This is a genomic window from Clostridioides sp. ES-S-0123-01 (assembly GCF_020658415.1).
Classification (GTDB): Bacteria; Bacillota; Clostridia; order Peptostreptococcales; family Peptostreptococcaceae; genus Clostridioides.
Genome location: NZ_JACVWD010000004.1, coordinates 369989 through 387867 on the forward strand (window position 1 = coordinate 369989; position 17879 = coordinate 387867).

14 protein-coding genes are annotated in these 17879 nt (G+C 30.3%); 13 read left to right on the forward strand and 1 reads right to left on the reverse strand.

Annotation, left to right across the window (positions count from 1 at the left end):
* The first annotated feature begins 81 nt into the window (after positions 1–81).
* The 4 genes from grdC (at position 82) to IC175_RS11645 (ending at position 4919) form a co-directional block, all read left to right on the forward strand.
* On the forward strand, positions 82–1614 hold the full coding sequence (gene grdC, locus IC175_RS11630) for a glycine/sarcosine/betaine reductase complex component C subunit beta (RefSeq protein WP_227432685.1): 1533 nt from the start codon (positions 82–84) through the stop codon (positions 1612–1614).
* Between the two features lie 10 nt (positions 1615–1624).
* On the forward strand, positions 1625–2770 hold the full coding sequence (gene grdD, locus IC175_RS11635) for a glycine/sarcosine/betaine reductase complex component C subunit alpha (RefSeq protein WP_227432686.1): 1146 nt from the start codon (positions 1625–1627) through the stop codon (positions 2768–2770).
* Positions 2771–3117: 347 nt separating this feature from the next.
* The gene (locus IC175_RS11640) at positions 3118–4197 is read left to right on the forward strand and encodes a M24 family metallopeptidase (RefSeq protein WP_227432687.1); all 1080 of its coding nucleotides are present in this window, start codon (positions 3118–3120) and stop codon (positions 4195–4197) included.
* A 113-nt stretch (positions 4198–4310) separates the two neighbouring features.
* The gene (locus IC175_RS11645; RefSeq protein ID WP_227432688.1) at positions 4311–4919 is read left to right on the forward strand and encodes a hypothetical protein; all 609 of its coding nucleotides are present in this window, start codon (positions 4311–4313) and stop codon (positions 4917–4919) included.
* 186 nt (positions 4920–5105) lie between these two features.
* On the opposite strand, the gene IC175_RS11650 is transcribed toward IC175_RS11645, so the two are convergent.
* Positions 5106–5978: a LysR family transcriptional regulator gene (locus IC175_RS11650; RefSeq protein WP_227432689.1), complete on the reverse strand. Its 873-nt coding sequence runs from the start codon at positions 5976–5978 to the stop codon at positions 5106–5108.
* Between the two features lie 427 nt (positions 5979–6405).
* Between IC175_RS11650 and IC175_RS11655 the strand changes: the two genes are divergently transcribed.
* The 9 genes from IC175_RS11655 to IC175_RS11695 all read left to right on the forward strand — a co-directional run bounded on the left by IC175_RS11655 (position 6406) and on the right by IC175_RS11695 (position 17860).
* Positions 6406–7809: a hypothetical protein gene (locus tag IC175_RS11655; RefSeq protein WP_227482798.1), complete on the forward strand. Its 1404-nt coding sequence runs from the start codon at positions 6406–6408 to the stop codon at positions 7807–7809.
* A 26-nt stretch (positions 7810–7835) separates the two neighbouring features.
* On the forward strand, positions 7836–9380 hold the full coding sequence (locus IC175_RS11660; RefSeq protein ID WP_227824131.1) for an acetyl-CoA hydrolase/transferase family protein: 1545 nt from the start codon (positions 7836–7838) through the stop codon (positions 9378–9380).
* Between the two features lie 31 nt (positions 9381–9411).
* The gene (locus tag IC175_RS11665; protein ID WP_227432692.1) at positions 9412–10803 is read left to right on the forward strand and encodes an aldehyde dehydrogenase family protein; all 1392 of its coding nucleotides are present in this window, start codon (positions 9412–9414) and stop codon (positions 10801–10803) included.
* Between the two features lie 194 nt (positions 10804–10997).
* A complete protein-coding gene (gene abfD, locus IC175_RS11670; RefSeq protein WP_227432693.1) occupies positions 10998–12494 on the forward strand; it encodes a 4-hydroxyphenylacetate 3-hydroxylase family protein in 1497 nt (498 codons plus the stop codon).
* A gap of 142 nt (positions 12495–12636) precedes the next feature.
* Positions 12637–12912, forward strand: coding sequence for a hypothetical protein (locus IC175_RS11675; protein ID WP_227432694.1), 276 nt, complete (start codon positions 12637–12639; stop codon positions 12910–12912).
* A 16-nt stretch (positions 12913–12928) separates the two neighbouring features.
* A complete protein-coding gene (locus IC175_RS11680) occupies positions 12929–14245 on the forward strand; it encodes an acetyl-CoA hydrolase/transferase family protein (protein WP_413926662.1) in 1317 nt (438 codons plus the stop codon).
* Positions 14246–14264: 19 nt separating this feature from the next.
* Positions 14265–15383, forward strand: a complete 1119-nt coding sequence (locus IC175_RS11685) for a 4-hydroxybutyrate dehydrogenase (RefSeq protein ID WP_227432696.1) — start codon at positions 14265–14267, stop codon at positions 15381–15383.
* A gap of 283 nt (positions 15384–15666) precedes the next feature.
* Complete coding sequence (locus IC175_RS11690) at positions 15667–16584, forward strand: 5-bromo-4-chloroindolyl phosphate hydrolysis family protein (protein WP_227432697.1); 918 nt, start codon at positions 15667–15669, stop codon at positions 16582–16584.
* 118 nt (positions 16585–16702) lie between these two features.
* Positions 16703–17860: a toxic anion resistance protein gene (locus IC175_RS11695; protein WP_227432698.1), complete on the forward strand. Its 1158-nt coding sequence runs from the start codon at positions 16703–16705 to the stop codon at positions 17858–17860.
* Positions 17861–17879 lie beyond the last annotated feature (19 nt).

Genomic DNA, 17879 nt, shown 5'->3' on the forward strand with positions numbered 1-17879 from the left:
ACAATAAAATAAAAATATAATAATTGAAGTCTTTAATGAAATTAAAATTAGGTGTTCATAAAATTTATGGAGGTGCACAAAATGACTTATCCAGTTTTAAAAGGGGCAGGCTATGTACTTATTCATACTCCAGATATGATAGTGCAAAATGGAAGTACTTGTACAGTTGAAAGAGCAACAAATCCAGATTCAGAATTTTTACAAGAAGTAGGTAATCATATAAGAAGTTATGAGGATGTAGTTAACTACATGCCAAATCAAGTTTACATAGGAAACAGAAGACCAGAAGAATTAAGAGATTTGCCAATGCCATGGTGTGAACAAAAAGTTGAGGGAACTAGAAATGGTAAATTTGGTGAAATAATGCCTCAAGATGAGTTTATAGCTTTAATGCAAATAAGTGATGCATTTGACTTAGTAAAGTTATCGCAAGAATTTATTGATGAAGTAAAACCAAAAATCGAAAATAACTACCCTGAAATTGCACCATTTGTAGGAAAATTAAAGGGTGATGATATAGAAGAAGGTAAGGAATTAGTAGCAACACACATAGCAGAAGGATTATACCATGATGGAAAATTCGTTGGCTATGTAAAAAGAGCACATGACGTAGATGTTAACTTAAATGCTCATACAATGTTTGAAAATTTAGTAGTAAAAGCATCTGGAGTTTTATCTGCTATTCAAATGCTAAGACATAGTAAAATAGACCCTGCTGAAATAGATTATGTTATTGAGTGTTCAGAAGAAGCTTGTGGAGATATAAACCAAAGAGGTGGAGGAAACTTTGCTAAATCAATAGCTGAAATAGCTGGACTTCAAAACGCAACTGGTTCTGATACAAGAGGATTTTGTGCAGCACCAACACATGCATTAATTCAAGCTGCAGCTTTAGTAAAATCTGGAATACACAAAAATGTAATGGTAGTAGCAGGTGGAGCAAGTGCTAAACTTGGAATGAATGCTAAAGACCATGTTAAAAAAGGCCTTCCTGTACTTGAAGATGTTGTTGGAGGATTTGCAGTACTTGTATCTGAAAATGATGGTGTAAACCCAGTTATAAGAACTGATTTAACAGGTAAGCATACAGTGGGAACTGGTTCTTCACCTCAAGCAGTTATGACAGCACTTATAACTTCAGGTCTTGATAGAGCTAATTTAAAAATAACAGATGTTGATGTATATTCAGTTGAAATGCAAAATCCAGATATAACTAAGCCAGCAGGAGCAGGAGATGTTCCAGAAGCAAACTACAAAATGATAGGTGCACTTGCTGTTAAGCGTGGAGACTTAGAGAAGAAAGAATTAAAAGATTTTGTGACTAATAAAGGATTACCAGGATGGGCACCAACTCAAGGACATATACCATCAGGAGCTCCTTATATAGGATTTTTAATAGATGATTTAACTACAGGAGATAGAAATAGAGCTATGATAGTTGGAAAAGGTAGTTTATTCTTAGGAAGAATGACTAATTTATTTGATGGAGTATCTTTTATAGCTGAAAGAAATACAGGTGTTACTGAAGAGACTTCAGGAATATCTAAAGATGAAATTAAGAAGATAATAGCTGAATCTATGAAAAAACTAGCATTAGATATGTTAGAAGAATAGGGGTGAGGATATGTCAAAAAAAGTAATCGCAGATGTATTCTTAGAAGTAGCTAATGCAATAGAAAGCGGCGAATTTGGCAAAAAAATAAGAATTGGTGTGACTACACTTGGAAGTGAACATGGTGTAGAGAACATGGTTAATGGTGCACACTTAGCAAAATCTAACTTATTTGATATAGTACTTATTGGTCCAAAAGTGGAAACTGACCTTGAAGTAGTTGAAGTTAATGATGAAAAAGAAATGCATGGAAAAATGGAAGAATTATTAGATTCAGGATATATAGATGCTTGTGTTACTATGCATTATAATTTTCCAATAGGAGTATCTACAGTAGGTAGAGTAATAACTCCAGCAAAAGGAAAAGAAATGATACTTGCAACAACAACAGGAACAAGTGCTACTAATAGAATAGAAGCAATGGTAAGAAATGCTATTTATGGTATTGCTACAGCTAAATCAATGGGAAATAAACATCCAAAAGTTGGAATACTTAATGTTGATGGAGCTAGACAAGTTGAAAAATGTTTAAAAGAGTTAAAAGATAATGGATATGATATAGAATTTGCAGATTCAATTAGAGCAGATGGTGGATGTGTTATGAGAGGTAATGATTTACTTGTAGGTGCACCTGATGTTATGGTTACTGATACATTATCTGGAAATATATTTATGAAAGTATTTTCTTCATATACTACAGGTGGAGACTATGAAGCTCAAGGCTTTGGGTATGGTCCTGGAGTAGGAGAAGACTATGATAGAAGAGTACTCATAGTATCAAGAGCATCAGGTTCTCCAGTAGTAGCTAATGCATTAAAATATGCTTATGATGTTGTAAAAGGAGAAATAAATAATATTGCAAGAAGTGAATTTACAAAAGTTAAAAGTGCAAAATTTGATGATATTATAGTTTCTCTTACTAAAAAAGAAGTTAAAGCTGAAAAAGTAGAAGTTAAAATGCCAGATAAAGAGGTTGTTACTCGTCAAATAGCTGGTGTTGATATAATGGACTTAGAAGATGCAGTATCTGAATTATGGAAAAATGGAATCTATGCTGAAAGTGGTATGGGTTGTACAGGGCCAATAGTTCTTGTAAATGATGCTAAAGGTGATTTAGCTGTTGAAACTTTAATCAAGGCTGGATACACTGCAAAATAAATATAAATTATACATGTAAATGAATAACATATAGTTATAGCCTTCTACGCTATAACTATATGTTATTTTTGTTACTCAACTTATATTATTTTTATTATCAAAGTAAGTATATAAAGATAATTAAATTTTTATAACTGATAAAACAGAAATAGCATGGGCTTTTATCATAGTAATATTTTTTTACTTATTTGTTGTTACTTATACTAAGTAAAAAATTAGTGGAAATGTATAAACAATATTAATAACATATGAAAAAATTTTAGAAATAAAGCATCTATAAGATAAAAAATAACATTATTAGTGGTATAATATAACTAAAGCAAAAATTATTTTTTGGAGGCAAAATCATGAGTAAAGTAGAAAAAGTAGTAGAATTGTTAGAAGCTAAAGGACTTGATGCATTATACTTAACAAAAAAAACAAATGTAAATTACATAAGTGGCTTTCCTGATGAAGAAGCATATGCAGTTATTTGTAAAGAGGGAAATTTTTTAGTTACTGATAGTAGATATATGGAGCTTGCTGAAAATGTTTGCAAAGGTTTTGAAATTATAAACTGGCATAATTTTGATAGAAGTGTGGCAAAAGCTGTAAAAAGTGTGTGTGATAAAGTAGGTATAAAAAAGCTTGGATTTGAAAGAACAAATATAATATTTGATAAATATGAAGAACTTAAAAATTTAGTTGAACAAGATGGAGGGGAATTGATACCTACAGAAAATATTGTAGAGACTCTTAGATATGTAAAGGATGAAGAAGAAATTAAAAATACAAGAAAAGCTTGTGAAATAGCTGATAAAGCATTAGAAGAGTTAGTTCCACATATAAAAGCTGGAGTTACTGAAATAGAATTAGCTACAAAACTAGAATATTTTATGAAAATGAATGGAGCTCAAAATATAGGATTTGAAACTATATTGATATCAGGAGCAAAAACTTCATTGCTTCATGGTAAACCAAGTGACAAGGTTATAGAAAATGGTGACTTTGTACTTGTAGATTATGGAGCTATGTACAATGGATATATTTCTGATACAACTAGAACTTTTATAGTTGGAGAAGCATCTGAAAAACAATTAGAGATTTATAATTTAGTTAAAGAAGCACAAGATGTTGGAGTTGAAAACATGAAGGCTGGTGTACATGCTACAATTCCAGATGCAGAAATAAGAAAAGTTGTTAAGAAATATGAAGATTACTATTATCAAGGGATAGGACATGGGGTTGGAAGAGATGTTCATGAAGAACCTTTTATTGGTAATTATGGTGATAAAACAATAGAAGAAGGATGTATAATAACAATGGAACCAGGTATTTATTTCCCAGGATGGGGAGGAGTTAGAATAGAAGATACTGTTTTAATTACAAAAAATGGACCTGAAAGATTAACTAAATTCCCTAAAGATTTGATGATTTTAGACAAATAATTTAATTTTTATATAATTTTTTACACAAAATAATATTGTAATCTCACCATTAAGCTCTCTCTACATATCTTAGTAAAGAGGGCTTAATTTTATTATGTGAGGTGATAATATCTATGAATAAAAAACATAAGTTTATGAAAAACATAAAAAAAGCCTGGTACAAAATTAAATTGATAGATAGATGTCTTATAATTGTTATGGCAATACTCATGTTTGAATCTATATACACATTGTTTGTCAATGAAGTTAACTCACAAGATACTACTACTATTGATGTAGTGATAAGAACTACTTCAGCAGCAATATTTGGATACTTTTTAAGTGCTAATTTTATAAGTAGAACTTCAAGAAAAGTTACAAATACTGATGCATATTCAAATATTTTTATAGATGATAATTCTTCTAATAACGGTCAAGTACCAAGTCAAAATAATATAATGAATGTGAAAAATACTATTGGATTTGAGTTAGAAAGTGACAATTATCAAAATAATGATAAAAAAGTGACTGTTAATAATGATGAAGAGATTGAAAAAGGAGAAACTAGTGAATTGCAAATTGTTATAGCTACTGTGATTTGTATAGTAGCATTAATAGTACTTTTTATTGTAAGAAATTTTACAACACCAGCAACAGCATCTATAGGAACTATTTCACAGATGAGAGATTTTGTCTCTGGATGCGTGGGTTTCTTGCTAGGTTGTCCAAGTAAACCCAATTAAAAATATGAGTATTAAAATAGGTAAAATTAATATTAAAGGTATCAGTATAATAATATTTAAGTTATGAATGTATATCATTGTAATTCTTTTGAGATAATATATTTTATTGTTATACTGATACTCAAAAATATTTATAATATTTATCAAAATATATATAATGCTGTATTTACATAATATGTAGAAATATTAATTTATATGAATAGAAGCCATATATTCAATAAAAAGTTTCATACTATGAGATATATATTGATGTTTTCTCCAAAGAACACCAATATTGGCAGTAATTGCACGTTCTAAAGGAATTGAACAGAGATTTTCGGTATTCTGGAATATTTCTTTATATAGTATCGTTGAAGCTAAATCATTTTCTAATAAATAACGAATAGTAGAAAGTTGATTTGAGTGTAAAATTATATTTGGTTTAACCTTCTCAAGTCTTTTTGTAATAATTTTGTAGTGATAAGAACCTTCAGATAGTATGACAAAAGGAATATTTTTCAACATATAGTTTGAAATAATGGACTGTTTTGCTAATTCATTTTTAGGATTTGTAACTAAATATAATTCTGTTTTATATATTGTTTTTGAATCTATATCATCATAAATATCACTATCAATTATACCAATGCAAAAATCAAGTGTAGATTCTTCAATCATTTTGGCACCCACAAAGGTTGGGACTTCAAAAATTTTAAGCTCAATATCTGGATAAATTACATTAAATCTAGGTAGTATTTTTGAAAGTAAAAAAGTACCTAAAACTGTAGGAATTCCTATTTTTAGAGATGCTTTTCTTTTTTTTCCTAAATCTAGTGCATCACTTTGAAAATCCTCAAATTGTCTCGTGAAATTTATTGCCTTATCTAAGAAAATCTTACCTTCAGGAGTTAAATCTATTTTATTACCTATTCTAAAAAAAAGTTCAAAACCGAGTTCCTTTTCCAATTCTTTAATAGCTAAGGTTATAGATGGTTGAGAAATATGAATACTTTCTGCTGCTTTAGTCATGTTTTTATATTTACAAACAGTTTGGAAATAATATAGATAATTTATGTTCATTGGTTAATAGTTCCTTTCATTTATGTAATTAGTGACAAGTATATAATTAACAACAATATAAGTTTTGTATATTATTGTAGAAAAATAGAATAGTTTTAAACTATCATATCATAAGTTTTTGATATTTTCAATCTATTAAGAATAGTGCTATTATTAAATTAACAAAAGATAATAGCTGACATAATTTAGGTAACAACTATTTAAAACCTAGTTATATCAATGAATATTAAAAATTTAACTATCTAAAAATAATTAGTATTTATGTAATTTAACTGTTAACTAAATTGTAACATAAAAAACTAATGTTAGAGGGATGAAATTTTTTTAATTAGAAATGTTAATTTAATAACAAGATATAATTTTGCAAAGTTTGCAAAGAGGGGAGAGATATATTTTTTAATAAATATCGTTAATTTAATAACAAAATATGAAAGGGAGTGGTTTGGTGAAATTTGAGTTAATGGATTTTTTAATGAACCCTTTTGTCCTTATGTTCGCTGCTGTAATTACAGGAATATTATTTGGAAAAATTAAATTTGGGAAGTTTAATTTTGGAGTGTCAGGAGCGTTATTTACAGGATTATTTATTGGATGGCTTGTGTATAGCTTAGGAAATTCAGTAATAGCAAAAGGAGAGACAGCAGCAGGGTATAAGGCAGCAACTATCATGATGGGCAATGGAATTATTTCTTCTGATTTCTTTGATTTTTTTCTAATTATATTTGTTGCAGCAGTTGGTTTATTGGCTGCTAAGGATATGAAAGCTGTACTTAAGAAGTATGGAGCTAGATTTGTAGTTTTAGGAGTGCTTATAACTTTTATAGGAGGCTCTATGACTTATGCAATGACTTTGCTATCAAGTAATAAAGGAAGTAGTGCATATGAGGTTTCTGGTGTTTATACAGGAGCACTAACAAGTTCTCCTGGTCTAGCTGCTGCTCTAGAAACAGCTGGTAAACATGCAGAAGATGTATCAAAAGAGTTTGAGAAAGCATCAATAAAAGATAAAAAAGAAATATTAAAAGTAGTTGATCCAGAGGGAAAATTGGATGTAGCTACAACTACATCACTAACTCAAGAGCAAATAGATAAGTATATCGCATATGCTGAAGCAGGTGTTGGTATAGGGCATGCAGTTGCCTATCCTTTTGGAGTATTAATAGTGATTTTAGGAGTAAATTTCCTTCCTAAAATATTTAGAATGGACCTTAGAGAAGAAAGAAGAAAATATGAAAAAGAAATGAAAGAAGCTAGAGATAGTGTTGGTGGTAAAACGATACCAGAAGTTCCATTTAATATAATAACATTTTTCTTAACATGTCTTGCCGGATATTTAGTTGGAGGAATACACGTGTTCATGGGACCATTAGGATACTTTACATTAGGGGCAACTGGTGGTTCTTTAATTGTATCTCTAATACTTGGATATATAGGTAAGATAGGTATAGTAAATTTCAGAATGGAAGAAAAAGTATTAAATATTCTAAAACAAATAGGGCTAGTATTTTTCTTAGCAATAGTTGGATTAAGATATGGTGGTAAAGTTGTTGATTCAATTATGACATCTGGGATGCATCTAGCTTTAGTAGCTATAGTAGTAGGAATTACAGCTATGATGATTGGATTTTTAGTTGGTAAGTATGTATTCAAACTAAATTGGATTTTGTTATCTGGAGCTGTCTGTGGTGGTATGACATCAACACCAGGTCTTGGAGCTGCTGTTGATGCTCTTGATAGTGATGACCCAGCAGCAGGGTATGGTGCTACCTATCCATTTGCACTGTTAACTAAAGTTATATTGGTTATAGTTTTACACAAACTTCCAATGTAAATAAGATTTTATATGGGGGGATATTTATGAATAATGAAGGAGTATTTGAAGAACTAAGCGAAAGATTAAGAAATAAAAAGTTATGTGATTTAATTATGAATGCAGATGAAGCTGCTAAACTTATAAATAATGGGATGGTTGTTGGACTTAGTGGATTCACACCTTCAGGTTACCCAAAAGCAGTACCATTAGCGGTTTCAGAAAGGGTAAAAAGTGGAGATAAGATAAAATTGACTGTATATTCAGGAGCATCTTTAGGACCAGAAGTAGATGGAGCATGGGCAGAAGCAGGAATAATTGAAAGAAGACTTCCTTATCAAACTAATTCAATACTTAGAAACAGTATTAATAAAGGTGATGTCAATTATATAGATATGCATCTAAGTCATTCTACTCAATTTTTAAACTATAAAACTATACCTAAAGTGGATGTAGCGATAATAGAAGCACTTGCCATAACTGAAAATGGAGATATTGTACCAACTAGTGGGATAGGAAATTCACCATCTTTTGTAAAAAGTGCAGACAAAGTAATTGTTGAAATAAATCTGGCAAAACCAATGGAGATGGAAGGTATGGCAGATATATATATTACAGAAAATCCGCCAAACAGGAAACCAATAGAAATAAATCATCCTAAAGATAGAATCGGAACGACATATATACCTTGTGGTTTAGATAAGATTGCAGGAATAGTAATCACTAATATGCAAGATAAAACACGTCCATTGGGTGTTGTAGATGAAGCTTCAAAAAAAATATCAAATAATATTATTGCATTTCTTAGAGAAGAAGTAAAATCAGGTAGATTGTCAAAAAATTTACTTCCTCTTCAATCTGGTGTAGGAAGTGTAGCAAATGCAGTTTTATATGGACTATGTGAATCTGAATTTGAGAATTTAACTTGTTATACAGAGGTTGTGCAGGACTCTATGTTGGACTTAATAAGAATGGGTAAAGTTACAATGGCATCAACTACATCTGTAAGCCCATCACCAGAAGGATTAATAAAATTTGAAAATGATATAGATTTCTTTAAAGATAAGATTATATTGAGACCTCAAGAGATTAGTAACAACCCAGAAATAGCTAGAAGAATTGGTGTAATTGCAATGAATACTGCAATTGAGGTTGATATTTATGGAAATGTAAACTCAACTCATATCATGGGTTCAAAGATGATGAATGGAATCGGTGGTTCTGGTGATTTTGCTAGAAATGGAGCCATAACTATATTTAGTACTGAATCAATTGCAAAAAATGGTGATATATCATCAATAGTACCTATGGTATCTCATGTAGACCACACTGAACATGATGTAATGGTAATTGTAACAGAACAAGGATATGCTGATTTAAGAGGTCTTGCACCTAGAGAAAGAGCTATTAAGATAATAGAAAATTGTGTTCATCCAGATTATAAAGATCAACTTATGGATTACCTAAATAGAGCATGTCAAAATGGAGCAAAACAAACTCCTCATATATTAGACGAAGCTTTATCATGGCATAGTAAATTTATGAGTACAGGTACAATGAAGAAGTCAGAAACTTTTGAAAGTGCATTATAAAAATATTTAATAAATTGGAGGAATATTAAAAATGGAAAAAGCAGTAGAAAACTTTGAAGATTTAAGCAAAGAATATATTAATGGATACATTGAGAGGGCTAGAAAAGCTCAAAGGGAGTTTGAATGTTATACTCAAGAACAAGTGGATAAAATAGTGAAGATAGTTGGAAAGGTAGTATACTATAACGCCGAATATTTAGCTAAACTTGCAGTAGAAGAAACTGGAATGGGTGTATATGAAGATAAAGTAGCTAAAAATAAAAGTAAAGCGAAAGTTATATATAATAATTTAAAAGATAAGAAATCAGTTGGTATAATTGATATAGATAGAGAAACAGGAATAACAAAAGTAGCTAAACCAATTGGAGTTGTAGCAGCAATAACTCCTTGTACAAATCCAATAGTTACACCTATGAGTAATGCCATGTTTGCATTAAAGGGAAGAAATGCAATTATTATAACACCACATCATAAAGCAATTGGATGTAGTACTAAGACTGTTGATATGATTAATGAAGAATTAGAAAAAATAGGAGCACCAGAAAATCTAATACAAATACTTGACCAACAATCAAGAGAAAATACGAGAAATTTAATTTCATCAGCAGATGTAGTAATTGCTACTGGTGGAATGGGAATGGTAAGAGCTGCATATTCAAGTGGAAAACCAGCTCTTGGTGTAGGAGCAGGAAATGTCCAATGTATTATAGACAGAGATGTAGATATTAAAGAAGCAGTACCTAAAATCATAGCTGGAAGAATATTTGATAATGGTATAATTTGCTCAGGTGAGCAATCAGTGATAGTGGCAGAAGAAATGTTTGATAAAATAATGGATGAATTTGAAAGTAACAAAGGATTTATAGTTAGAGATAATGCACAAAAAGAAGCTTTTAGAAATGCCATGTTTGTGAATAAATCTATGAATAAAGATGCAGTAGGACAATCAGTTCATGCAATCGCAAACATTGCAGGAGTTGAAATACCAAAAGATACAAAAATAATAGTAATAGAAGCAGATGGACCAGGTGAAGAAGACATACTTGCAAAAGAAAAAATGTGTCCAGTTATATCTGCATATAAGTATAAAGACTTTGAAGAAGGAGTAGCTATTGCAAAAGCAAATCTAAATGTAGAAGGAAAAGGACATAGTGTATCTATACATTCAAATACAATTAAGAACATAGAATATGCAGGAGAAAATATAGAAGTATCAAGATTTGTAATTAATCAATGTTGTGCTACAAGTGCTGGAGGAAGCTTCTTTAATGGTCTTGCACCTACAAATACCTTAGGTTGTGGTTCTTGGGGAAATAATAGTATTTCTGAAAATCTTGACTACAAACATTTAATTAATATTTCTAGAATTGCTTATTATATGCCAGAAAATGAAGTACCTACAGATGAAGAACTTTGGGGATAAAATTCAAATATAAAAAAGTATTCATTCTAAATTAAAATAGAAATATATTTTAATTTAGAATGAATCTAAACTAAAAATGAATTTAATTTAAAATATTGAAGTAAATTTAGAAGATTGAAAGACGAACAAAAGAAGGAAGTATTATAAATTAACATAAATAAAAATTATTATAAAAGAGAAGGAGTGGTTTTATTATGGCATTAATGACAGGAGCTCAATATATTGAAAGTTTGAGAAAATTAAATACTAAAGTTTATATGTTTGGTGAAGAGGTTAAAAATTGGGTTGACCATCCAATGATTAGACCATCTATAAATTGTGTAGCAGCTACTTATGATTTGGCACATGACCCAGAATATGCAGATTTAATGACAGTTACTTCAAATATTACAGGAGAAAAAATAAATAGATTTGGTCATCTTCATCAAAGTACTGATGATTTGATAAAAAAAGTTAAAATGCAAAGACTATGTGGTCAAAAAACAGCTTCTTGTTTCCAAAGATGTGTAGGTATGGATGCTTTTAATGCGGTATATTCAACAACATTTGAGTGCGACAAAGCGCATGGAACTAATTATCATGATAATTTTGTAAAATACTTAACTTATATACAAGAAAACGATTTAGTAGTTGATGGAGCTATGACTGACCCTAAGGGAGATAGAGCATTATCACCTAGTGCTCAACCTGACCCAGATATGTTTCTTCACATAGTTGAAAGAAGAGAAGATGGAATAGTGGTAAGAGGAGCAAAAGCACATCAAACTGGTTCAATAAATTCACATGAACATCTTATAATGCCTACTATAAGCATGACTGAAGCAGATAAAGACTATGCTGTATCATTTGCAGTTCCTTCAGATGCTGAAGGTGTATTTATGATTTATGGAAGACAATCTTGTGATACTAGAAAATTAGAAGAGGGAGCAGATGTTGACTTAGGAAATAAAGAGTTTGGAGGTCAAGAAGCTCTAGTAGTATTTGATAATGTATTTGTTCCAAATGATAGAATCTTCTTATGCGGAGAGTGGGATTTCTCTGGTATGTTGGTAGAAAGATTTGCTGGATATCATAGACAAAGTTATGGTGGATGTAAAGTTGGAGTAGGTGATGTAATAATAGGAGCAGCAGCTTTAGCAGCTGATTACAATGGAGCAAACAAAGCTTCTCATATAAAAGATAAATTAATAGAAATGACTCACCTTAATGAAAGCTTATATTGTTGTGGTATAGCATGTTCATCAGAAGGACATAAGACAGAGGCTGGAAACTATCAAATAGATTTACTTCTTGCAAATGTATGTAAACAAAATGTAACTAGATTCCCTTATGAAATAGTGAGACTTGCAGAAGATATAGCTGGTGGGCTTATGGTTACTATGCCTTCAGAAAAAGACTTCAAGTCAGATTTAAAAGTTGGAACAAGTGGAATGACAATAGGTGAAGTATGTAATAAATATTTTAAAGCTTCTTCAGTAGCTTCAACAGAAGAAAGAATGAGAATATTAAGATTCTTAGAAAATATATGTCTTGGCTCATCTGCTGTTGGTTATAGAACTGAGTCAATGCATGGAGCAGGTTCACCACAGGCACAAAGAATAATGATTTCAAGACAAGGAAATATAAATCAGAAGAAAGAATTAGCTAAGACAATTGCAGGAATAAAAAAAGAAAAAGCTCTAAATTTATAAAAAGTTAATATATAAAAAAGTTGATATATAAATGGGAAAATATATTGACTTATACTAATTAATGAAAAAATATATCGTATAAGAATGATTATAAAGTAGTAGTTTGAGTTATAAAAAGAGATTTTAGAAGGAGAATTTACACATGACCTGTGGAGTTAGATTTTGTGGGGGCTGTAACCCTAGATACGAAAGAGGGAAGGCTCTAGCAATAATCAAAGAGCACTTCAATGGTAGAGTAGATTTTAGCGTAGCAGAAGAAGATGTAGAATATGATTTATTACTTATAATTGGAGGATGCACAACTTTATGTGCATCCTACCAACAATATAAAGTTAAGAAATCATATATTAAAATTTGGGATTTTAGTCATATAGAAAGAGCTATAAATATAATAGAATCAGCGATTTGTGAGGCTTAAATAAGAGTTAGATGGGGTGATTTCATTGAATTGGCGAGAATTGTATCAAAGTAAGTTATGTACTGCTATAGAGGCTGTAAAGCATATTAAAGATGGGGATACAGTAGTATTTGCACATTGTGTAGGTGAGCCACCTGCACTAGTAGAGGCAATGATTGAAAATGCAAAACAGTATAAAAATGTTGAGATTAAGCATATGGTAAGTCTAGGCAGTGGTGGATATACTGGTGAGGGAATGGAAACTCACTTTAGAGTAAATCCAATGTTTGTAAGTGGAAATGTAAGAAAGGCAATTGAAAATGGAGATGGAGATTTTACTCCTGCATTCTTTCATGAAGTACCAAAATTAATTAGAGAGAAAAGATTAAAATGTGATGTTGTTTTAGCTCAGGTAACTCCACCAGATGAACATGGGTATTGTAGCCTAGGAACATCAGTTGATTATACTTATGAAGCTATTAAAACTGCTAAAACAGTAATTGTTCAAGTAAATGACCAATTTCCTAGAACTTATGGTGAAGTAGTTCATGTATCAGAGTTTGACTATATAGTTGAAAAGTCACAACCTTTATATGAACTGCAACCTGCTAAGATTGGAGAAGTAGAAGAAGCAATAGGTAAAAATTGTGCTTCTCTAATTGAAGATGGTTCTACTTTACAACTTGGAATTGGTGGAATTCCAGATGCAGTTATGCTATTTTTAACAGATAAAAAAGATTTAGGAATTCATTCAGAAATGATTTCAGATGGAACCCTAGCTCTCTATGAAAAAGGTGTTATAAATGGTAAATATAAAAATTTTGATAAAGAAAAAATGACAGTTACATTTTTAATGGGAACTAAAAAATTATATGATTTTGCTAATAATAACCCAGTAGTTGAAGTGAAACCTGTAGACTATGTAAATCATCCAGCAGTTATAATGAAACAACATAAAATGGTGTCTATAAATTCTGCTATACAAGTTGATTTGATGGGACAGGTAGTTGCAGAGGCAATGGGTCTTAGACAATTTAGTGGAGTTGGAGGTCAAGTTGACTTCATACGTGGAGTATCTATGGGAGAAGATGGAAAGGCAATTATAGCAATGCCTTCAATAACTACAAAAAAAGATGGGACAGTAATTTCAAAAATTGTCTCTATTGTGGATGAAGGTGCTCCTATAACAACATCTAGAAATGATATTGACTATGTTGTAACTGAGTATGGTATAGCAGAACTAAAAGGGAAATCTCTTAGAGAAAGGGCAAGAAATTTAATCAATATTGCTCATCCAAGTGTAAGAGAAAATCTAGCATTAGAGTTTGAAAAACGATTTAAGGAGAAATATTAATAGTAGAGGGGTGTTAAGTATGGAAGCACTTAGAGTAGTTCCAAAAATATTTTATTTTGATACATTTAAAGAATTCAATGAAGAATTTAAAATAGGAAAAAATGATTTAGTAATTACAAATGAATTTATATATGAACCATATATGAAGCCTCTTGGAATAGATACCAATCTAATTTTCCAAGAAAAATTTGGAACAGGTGAACCATCCGATGAAATGATAGATTCTATGACAAAAGAAATGAAGAAATACAATTTCGATAGAATTATCGCTTTTGGAGGAGGTACAATAGTTGATATATGCAAGATATTAGCACTTGATGTTCCAGAGAAGTCTATTGACTTATTTGAAGGAGAAGTAGCACCTAAAAAAGTAAAAGAATTGGTGGTAGTTCCTACAACATGTGGTACAGGAAGTGAAGTAACAAATGTAGCCATTGCAGAGTTAAAATCTAAGCATACTAAAAAGGGTCTTGCAGTAGAAGAAACTTATGCAGATTATGCAGTATTAATTCCAGAGTCAGTAAAAGGATTGCCTTATAAATTTTTTGTAACAAGTTCAGTGGACGCTCTTATACATGCTATTGAATCTTATCTATCTCCAAAAGCAAGTCCATTTACAGAAATATATTCTTTACAGGCTATAAAAATGATTATGGATGGATATAAAAAGATTGTGGATAAAGGAGAAGAAGAGAGATTCAATCATCTTAAGGACTTTGTACTTGCATCAAACTATGCAGGAATTGCTTTTGGAAATGCTGGTTGTGCAGCAGTGCATGCTTTATCTTATTCGATAGGTGCAGCTTTCCATGTTGCACATGGGGAAGCAAATTATCAGTTCTTTACTGAAGTATTTAAGATGTACTCTAGAAAAAATCCTAATGGAAAGATTACGCAATGTACAAAAATTTTAGCAGATGCTCTTGAATGTGACTCTAATTGTGACGTTTATGGAGAATTAGAGAAATTCTTAAACAAATTAATAACTAAGAAAGCTCTAAGAGAGTATGGAATGGTAGAAAGTCAGATAGATGAATTTACTGATAGTACGATAGCCAATCAACAGAGATTACTTGCCAATAATTATGTAGAACTTAGTAGAGAAGAAATAAGAGAGATATTTGCAAATCTTTATTAATATAATTTTTTATTTGGATTAAGTATAGATGAGATAAATAATGATAATTATATAAATATAAAAAATGAGAGGGCTTAAATTTACTTAAAATTAAGTTCTCTTATTTTTGTATAGCATTAAATGTAAGTACATTTTTAGTTAGAAAATGTACTTACATTTAATGCTATTACTTTATTTGAAATAATTTGTAGAATTTCAAATTCCTTGACAGTAATAAGTAAGTAATTGTATAATCAAACTGAAATATAATAATAATATTAGTAAAAATGAAAGGATATAAATCATGTATAAACCAGAGAATTTTTCTAAAAAATCTGTATTAATAAATTCGTTTTTAAGTAAGTTTTTGAAGATCGTTGGATGGGGTCTAGTAGGCTTATTTACACTATCAGCCTTAGTATTGTCAACTATTTCAATTATAATTGGATGGGCAGTTATACTTCCTATTCAAGTATGTGCTTTATTCTTAATAATAGGTGGAGTTTGTATTTTTAAAGGTAAAAGATTAGGAGACCAAATTTCTCGTTATAAAAAATACTGTACAATCATAAGTAATAAAAATATTATTCCAGTAGAACTTATTGCAGAAAGTACATCTAAATCACTAAAATTTATAATAAAAGATGTGCAAAAGATGATAGATAAAAATTACTTTATAAATACTTATATTGATAAAAGAAATAATCAAATTGTATTGACAAATGAAGATGGAGTTCCACCAACATATGAAGATGTAGTATATGAAGTTGAAGAAGATGAAGTTGAGAATAGCAATGAAGCTGATATGATTATTAAAAAGGGAATGGACTATTTGAGACAAATAAAAGAGGCTAATGAAAATATTAAATCAGAATCAATGTGCAAGAAAATTATACAAGTAGAAGATGTTACAAGTAAAATATTTGATGTTGTAAAACATGACCCATCAAAACTTATTCAGATACAAAAATTTATGGATTATTATATTCCAACTACTTTAAAGCTTTTAAATTCATATCATATATTGGAAGAACAAGGAATAGACAGAGAAAATATAACAACAACTATGGAAAGCATTGAAAGTACAATGAGTACAATTGTAGTGGCTTTTGAAAACCAACTGGATTCTCTATTTGAGGATGAAGCTATTGACATATCTACAGATATTACTGTTTTAGAAAATATGTTAGTTCAAGAGGGATTAACAGGTGGAAAGTTTTAACTGTAATATAAAAAATATTCTGTTATTTTTGAACAGTTAAGTAGTTATGAAGGATAAAAATATGTAAGATATAAGTATATAATTAGTACTTTATGAAGGAAGAGGAGAGAACTATAGAATGAATAATTTAGATGATATACCAGTTATGCCAACACTAACACTTGACCCATTTGGTGAAGAAACAAAAACAAATGATATAAATAATTCTGACCTATTAATGAAAAAGAATGAAAAAGACCCAGAAGAAGAAAAACTATCAGAAGCTGAGCGTAAAATGGTAAAAGAGTTTGCAGAAAAAATAGATATTACAAATACAAATATGATTTTGCAATATGGAGCTGGGGCTCAAAAAAAGGTAGCGGGATTTTCGGAAACCGCTTTAAAGAGTGTTAAAACTAGAGATTTAGGCGAAGTTGGTGATATGCTTACAAATCTAGTTACTGATTTAAAATCATTCTCAGCTGACGAAAAAGAACAAGGTGGTTTTTTAGGAATTTTTAAAAAGGCAAATAATAAAATTTCAAATTTAAAAACTAAGTATGATAGCGCAGAAGTAAATGTAGACAAAGTAAGTAAAGAACTTCAAAAGCATCAAGTTAAAATATTGAAAGATATAGCAATGCTTGATAAAATGTATGAATTAAACTTAGCTTATTCAAAAGAGCTTACAATGTATATTATAGCAGGGAAACAAAAGCTAAAAGATATGAAAGAAATTGAGATGCCAAAATTAAGAGAAAGAGCAAGTCTGTCTGGTTCAACAGAAGATGCTCAATCTGTAAACGATATGGTTTCACTTTGTGACAGATTTGAAAAGAAGATTCATGACTTAGAATTAACTAGAATGGTATCACTTCAAATGGCTCCACAGATAAGATTGGTTCAAAATAGCAATAATCTAATGGCAGAAAAAATTCAATCTACTATAGTAAATACTATTCCATTGTGGAAAAATCAAATAGTACTTGCTCTTGGAATATCTCATTTGAATCAAGCTATGAAAGCACAGCGTGAAGTTAGTAATATGACAAATGAACTTCTACTAAAGAATGCAGAGACATTGAAAATGGGAACAATAGAAACAGCCAAAGAATCAGAAAGAGGAATTGTAGATATAGATACAATTAAGAAAACTAATCAATCTTTAATATCAACTATTGATGAAGTAGTTAAGATACAAAATGATGGTAGAATAAAGAGACAGGAAGCAGAAGTTGAATTATCAAAAATAGAAAATGAACTTAAAAGTAAGCTTCTTGAATTTACAGTTAAATAATAACTCATAAATAATAGCT

Bases quoted from the DNA above. Each gene is read 5' to 3' on its own strand.
- grdC (WP_227432685.1), top strand. From the start codon at position 82: ATGACTTATCCAGTTTTAAAAGGGGCAGGCTATGTACTTATTCATACT.
- grdD (WP_227432686.1), top strand. From the start codon at position 1,625: ATGTCAAAAAAAGTAATCGCAGATGTATTCTTAGAAGTAGCTAATGCA.
- IC175_RS11640 (WP_227432687.1), top strand. From the start codon at position 3,118: ATGAGTAAAGTAGAAAAAGTAGTAGAATTGTTAGAAGCTAAAGGACTT.
- IC175_RS11645 (WP_227432688.1), top strand. From the start codon at position 4,311: ATGAATAAAAAACATAAGTTTATGAAAAACATAAAAAAAGCCTGGTAC.
- IC175_RS11650 (WP_227432689.1), bottom strand. From the start codon at position 5,978: ATGAACATAAATTATCTATATTATTTCCAAACTGTTTGTAAATATAAA.
- IC175_RS11655 (WP_227482798.1), top strand. From the start codon at position 6,406: ATGAAAGGGAGTGGTTTGGTGAAATTTGAGTTAATGGATTTTTTAATG.
- IC175_RS11660 (WP_227824131.1), top strand. From the start codon at position 7,836: ATGAATAATGAAGGAGTATTTGAAGAACTAAGCGAAAGATTAAGAAAT.
- IC175_RS11665 (WP_227432692.1), top strand. From the start codon at position 9,412: ATGGAAAAAGCAGTAGAAAACTTTGAAGATTTAAGCAAAGAATATATT.
- abfD (WP_227432693.1), top strand. From the start codon at position 10,998: ATGGCATTAATGACAGGAGCTCAATATATTGAAAGTTTGAGAAAATTA.
- IC175_RS11675 (WP_227432694.1), top strand. From the start codon at position 12,637: ATGACCTGTGGAGTTAGATTTTGTGGGGGCTGTAACCCTAGATACGAA.
- IC175_RS11685 (WP_227432696.1), top strand. From the start codon at position 14,265: ATGGAAGCACTTAGAGTAGTTCCAAAAATATTTTATTTTGATACATTT.
- IC175_RS11690 (WP_227432697.1), top strand. From the start codon at position 15,667: ATGTATAAACCAGAGAATTTTTCTAAAAAATCTGTATTAATAAATTCG.
- IC175_RS11695 (WP_227432698.1), top strand. From the start codon at position 16,703: ATGAATAATTTAGATGATATACCAGTTATGCCAACACTAACACTTGAC.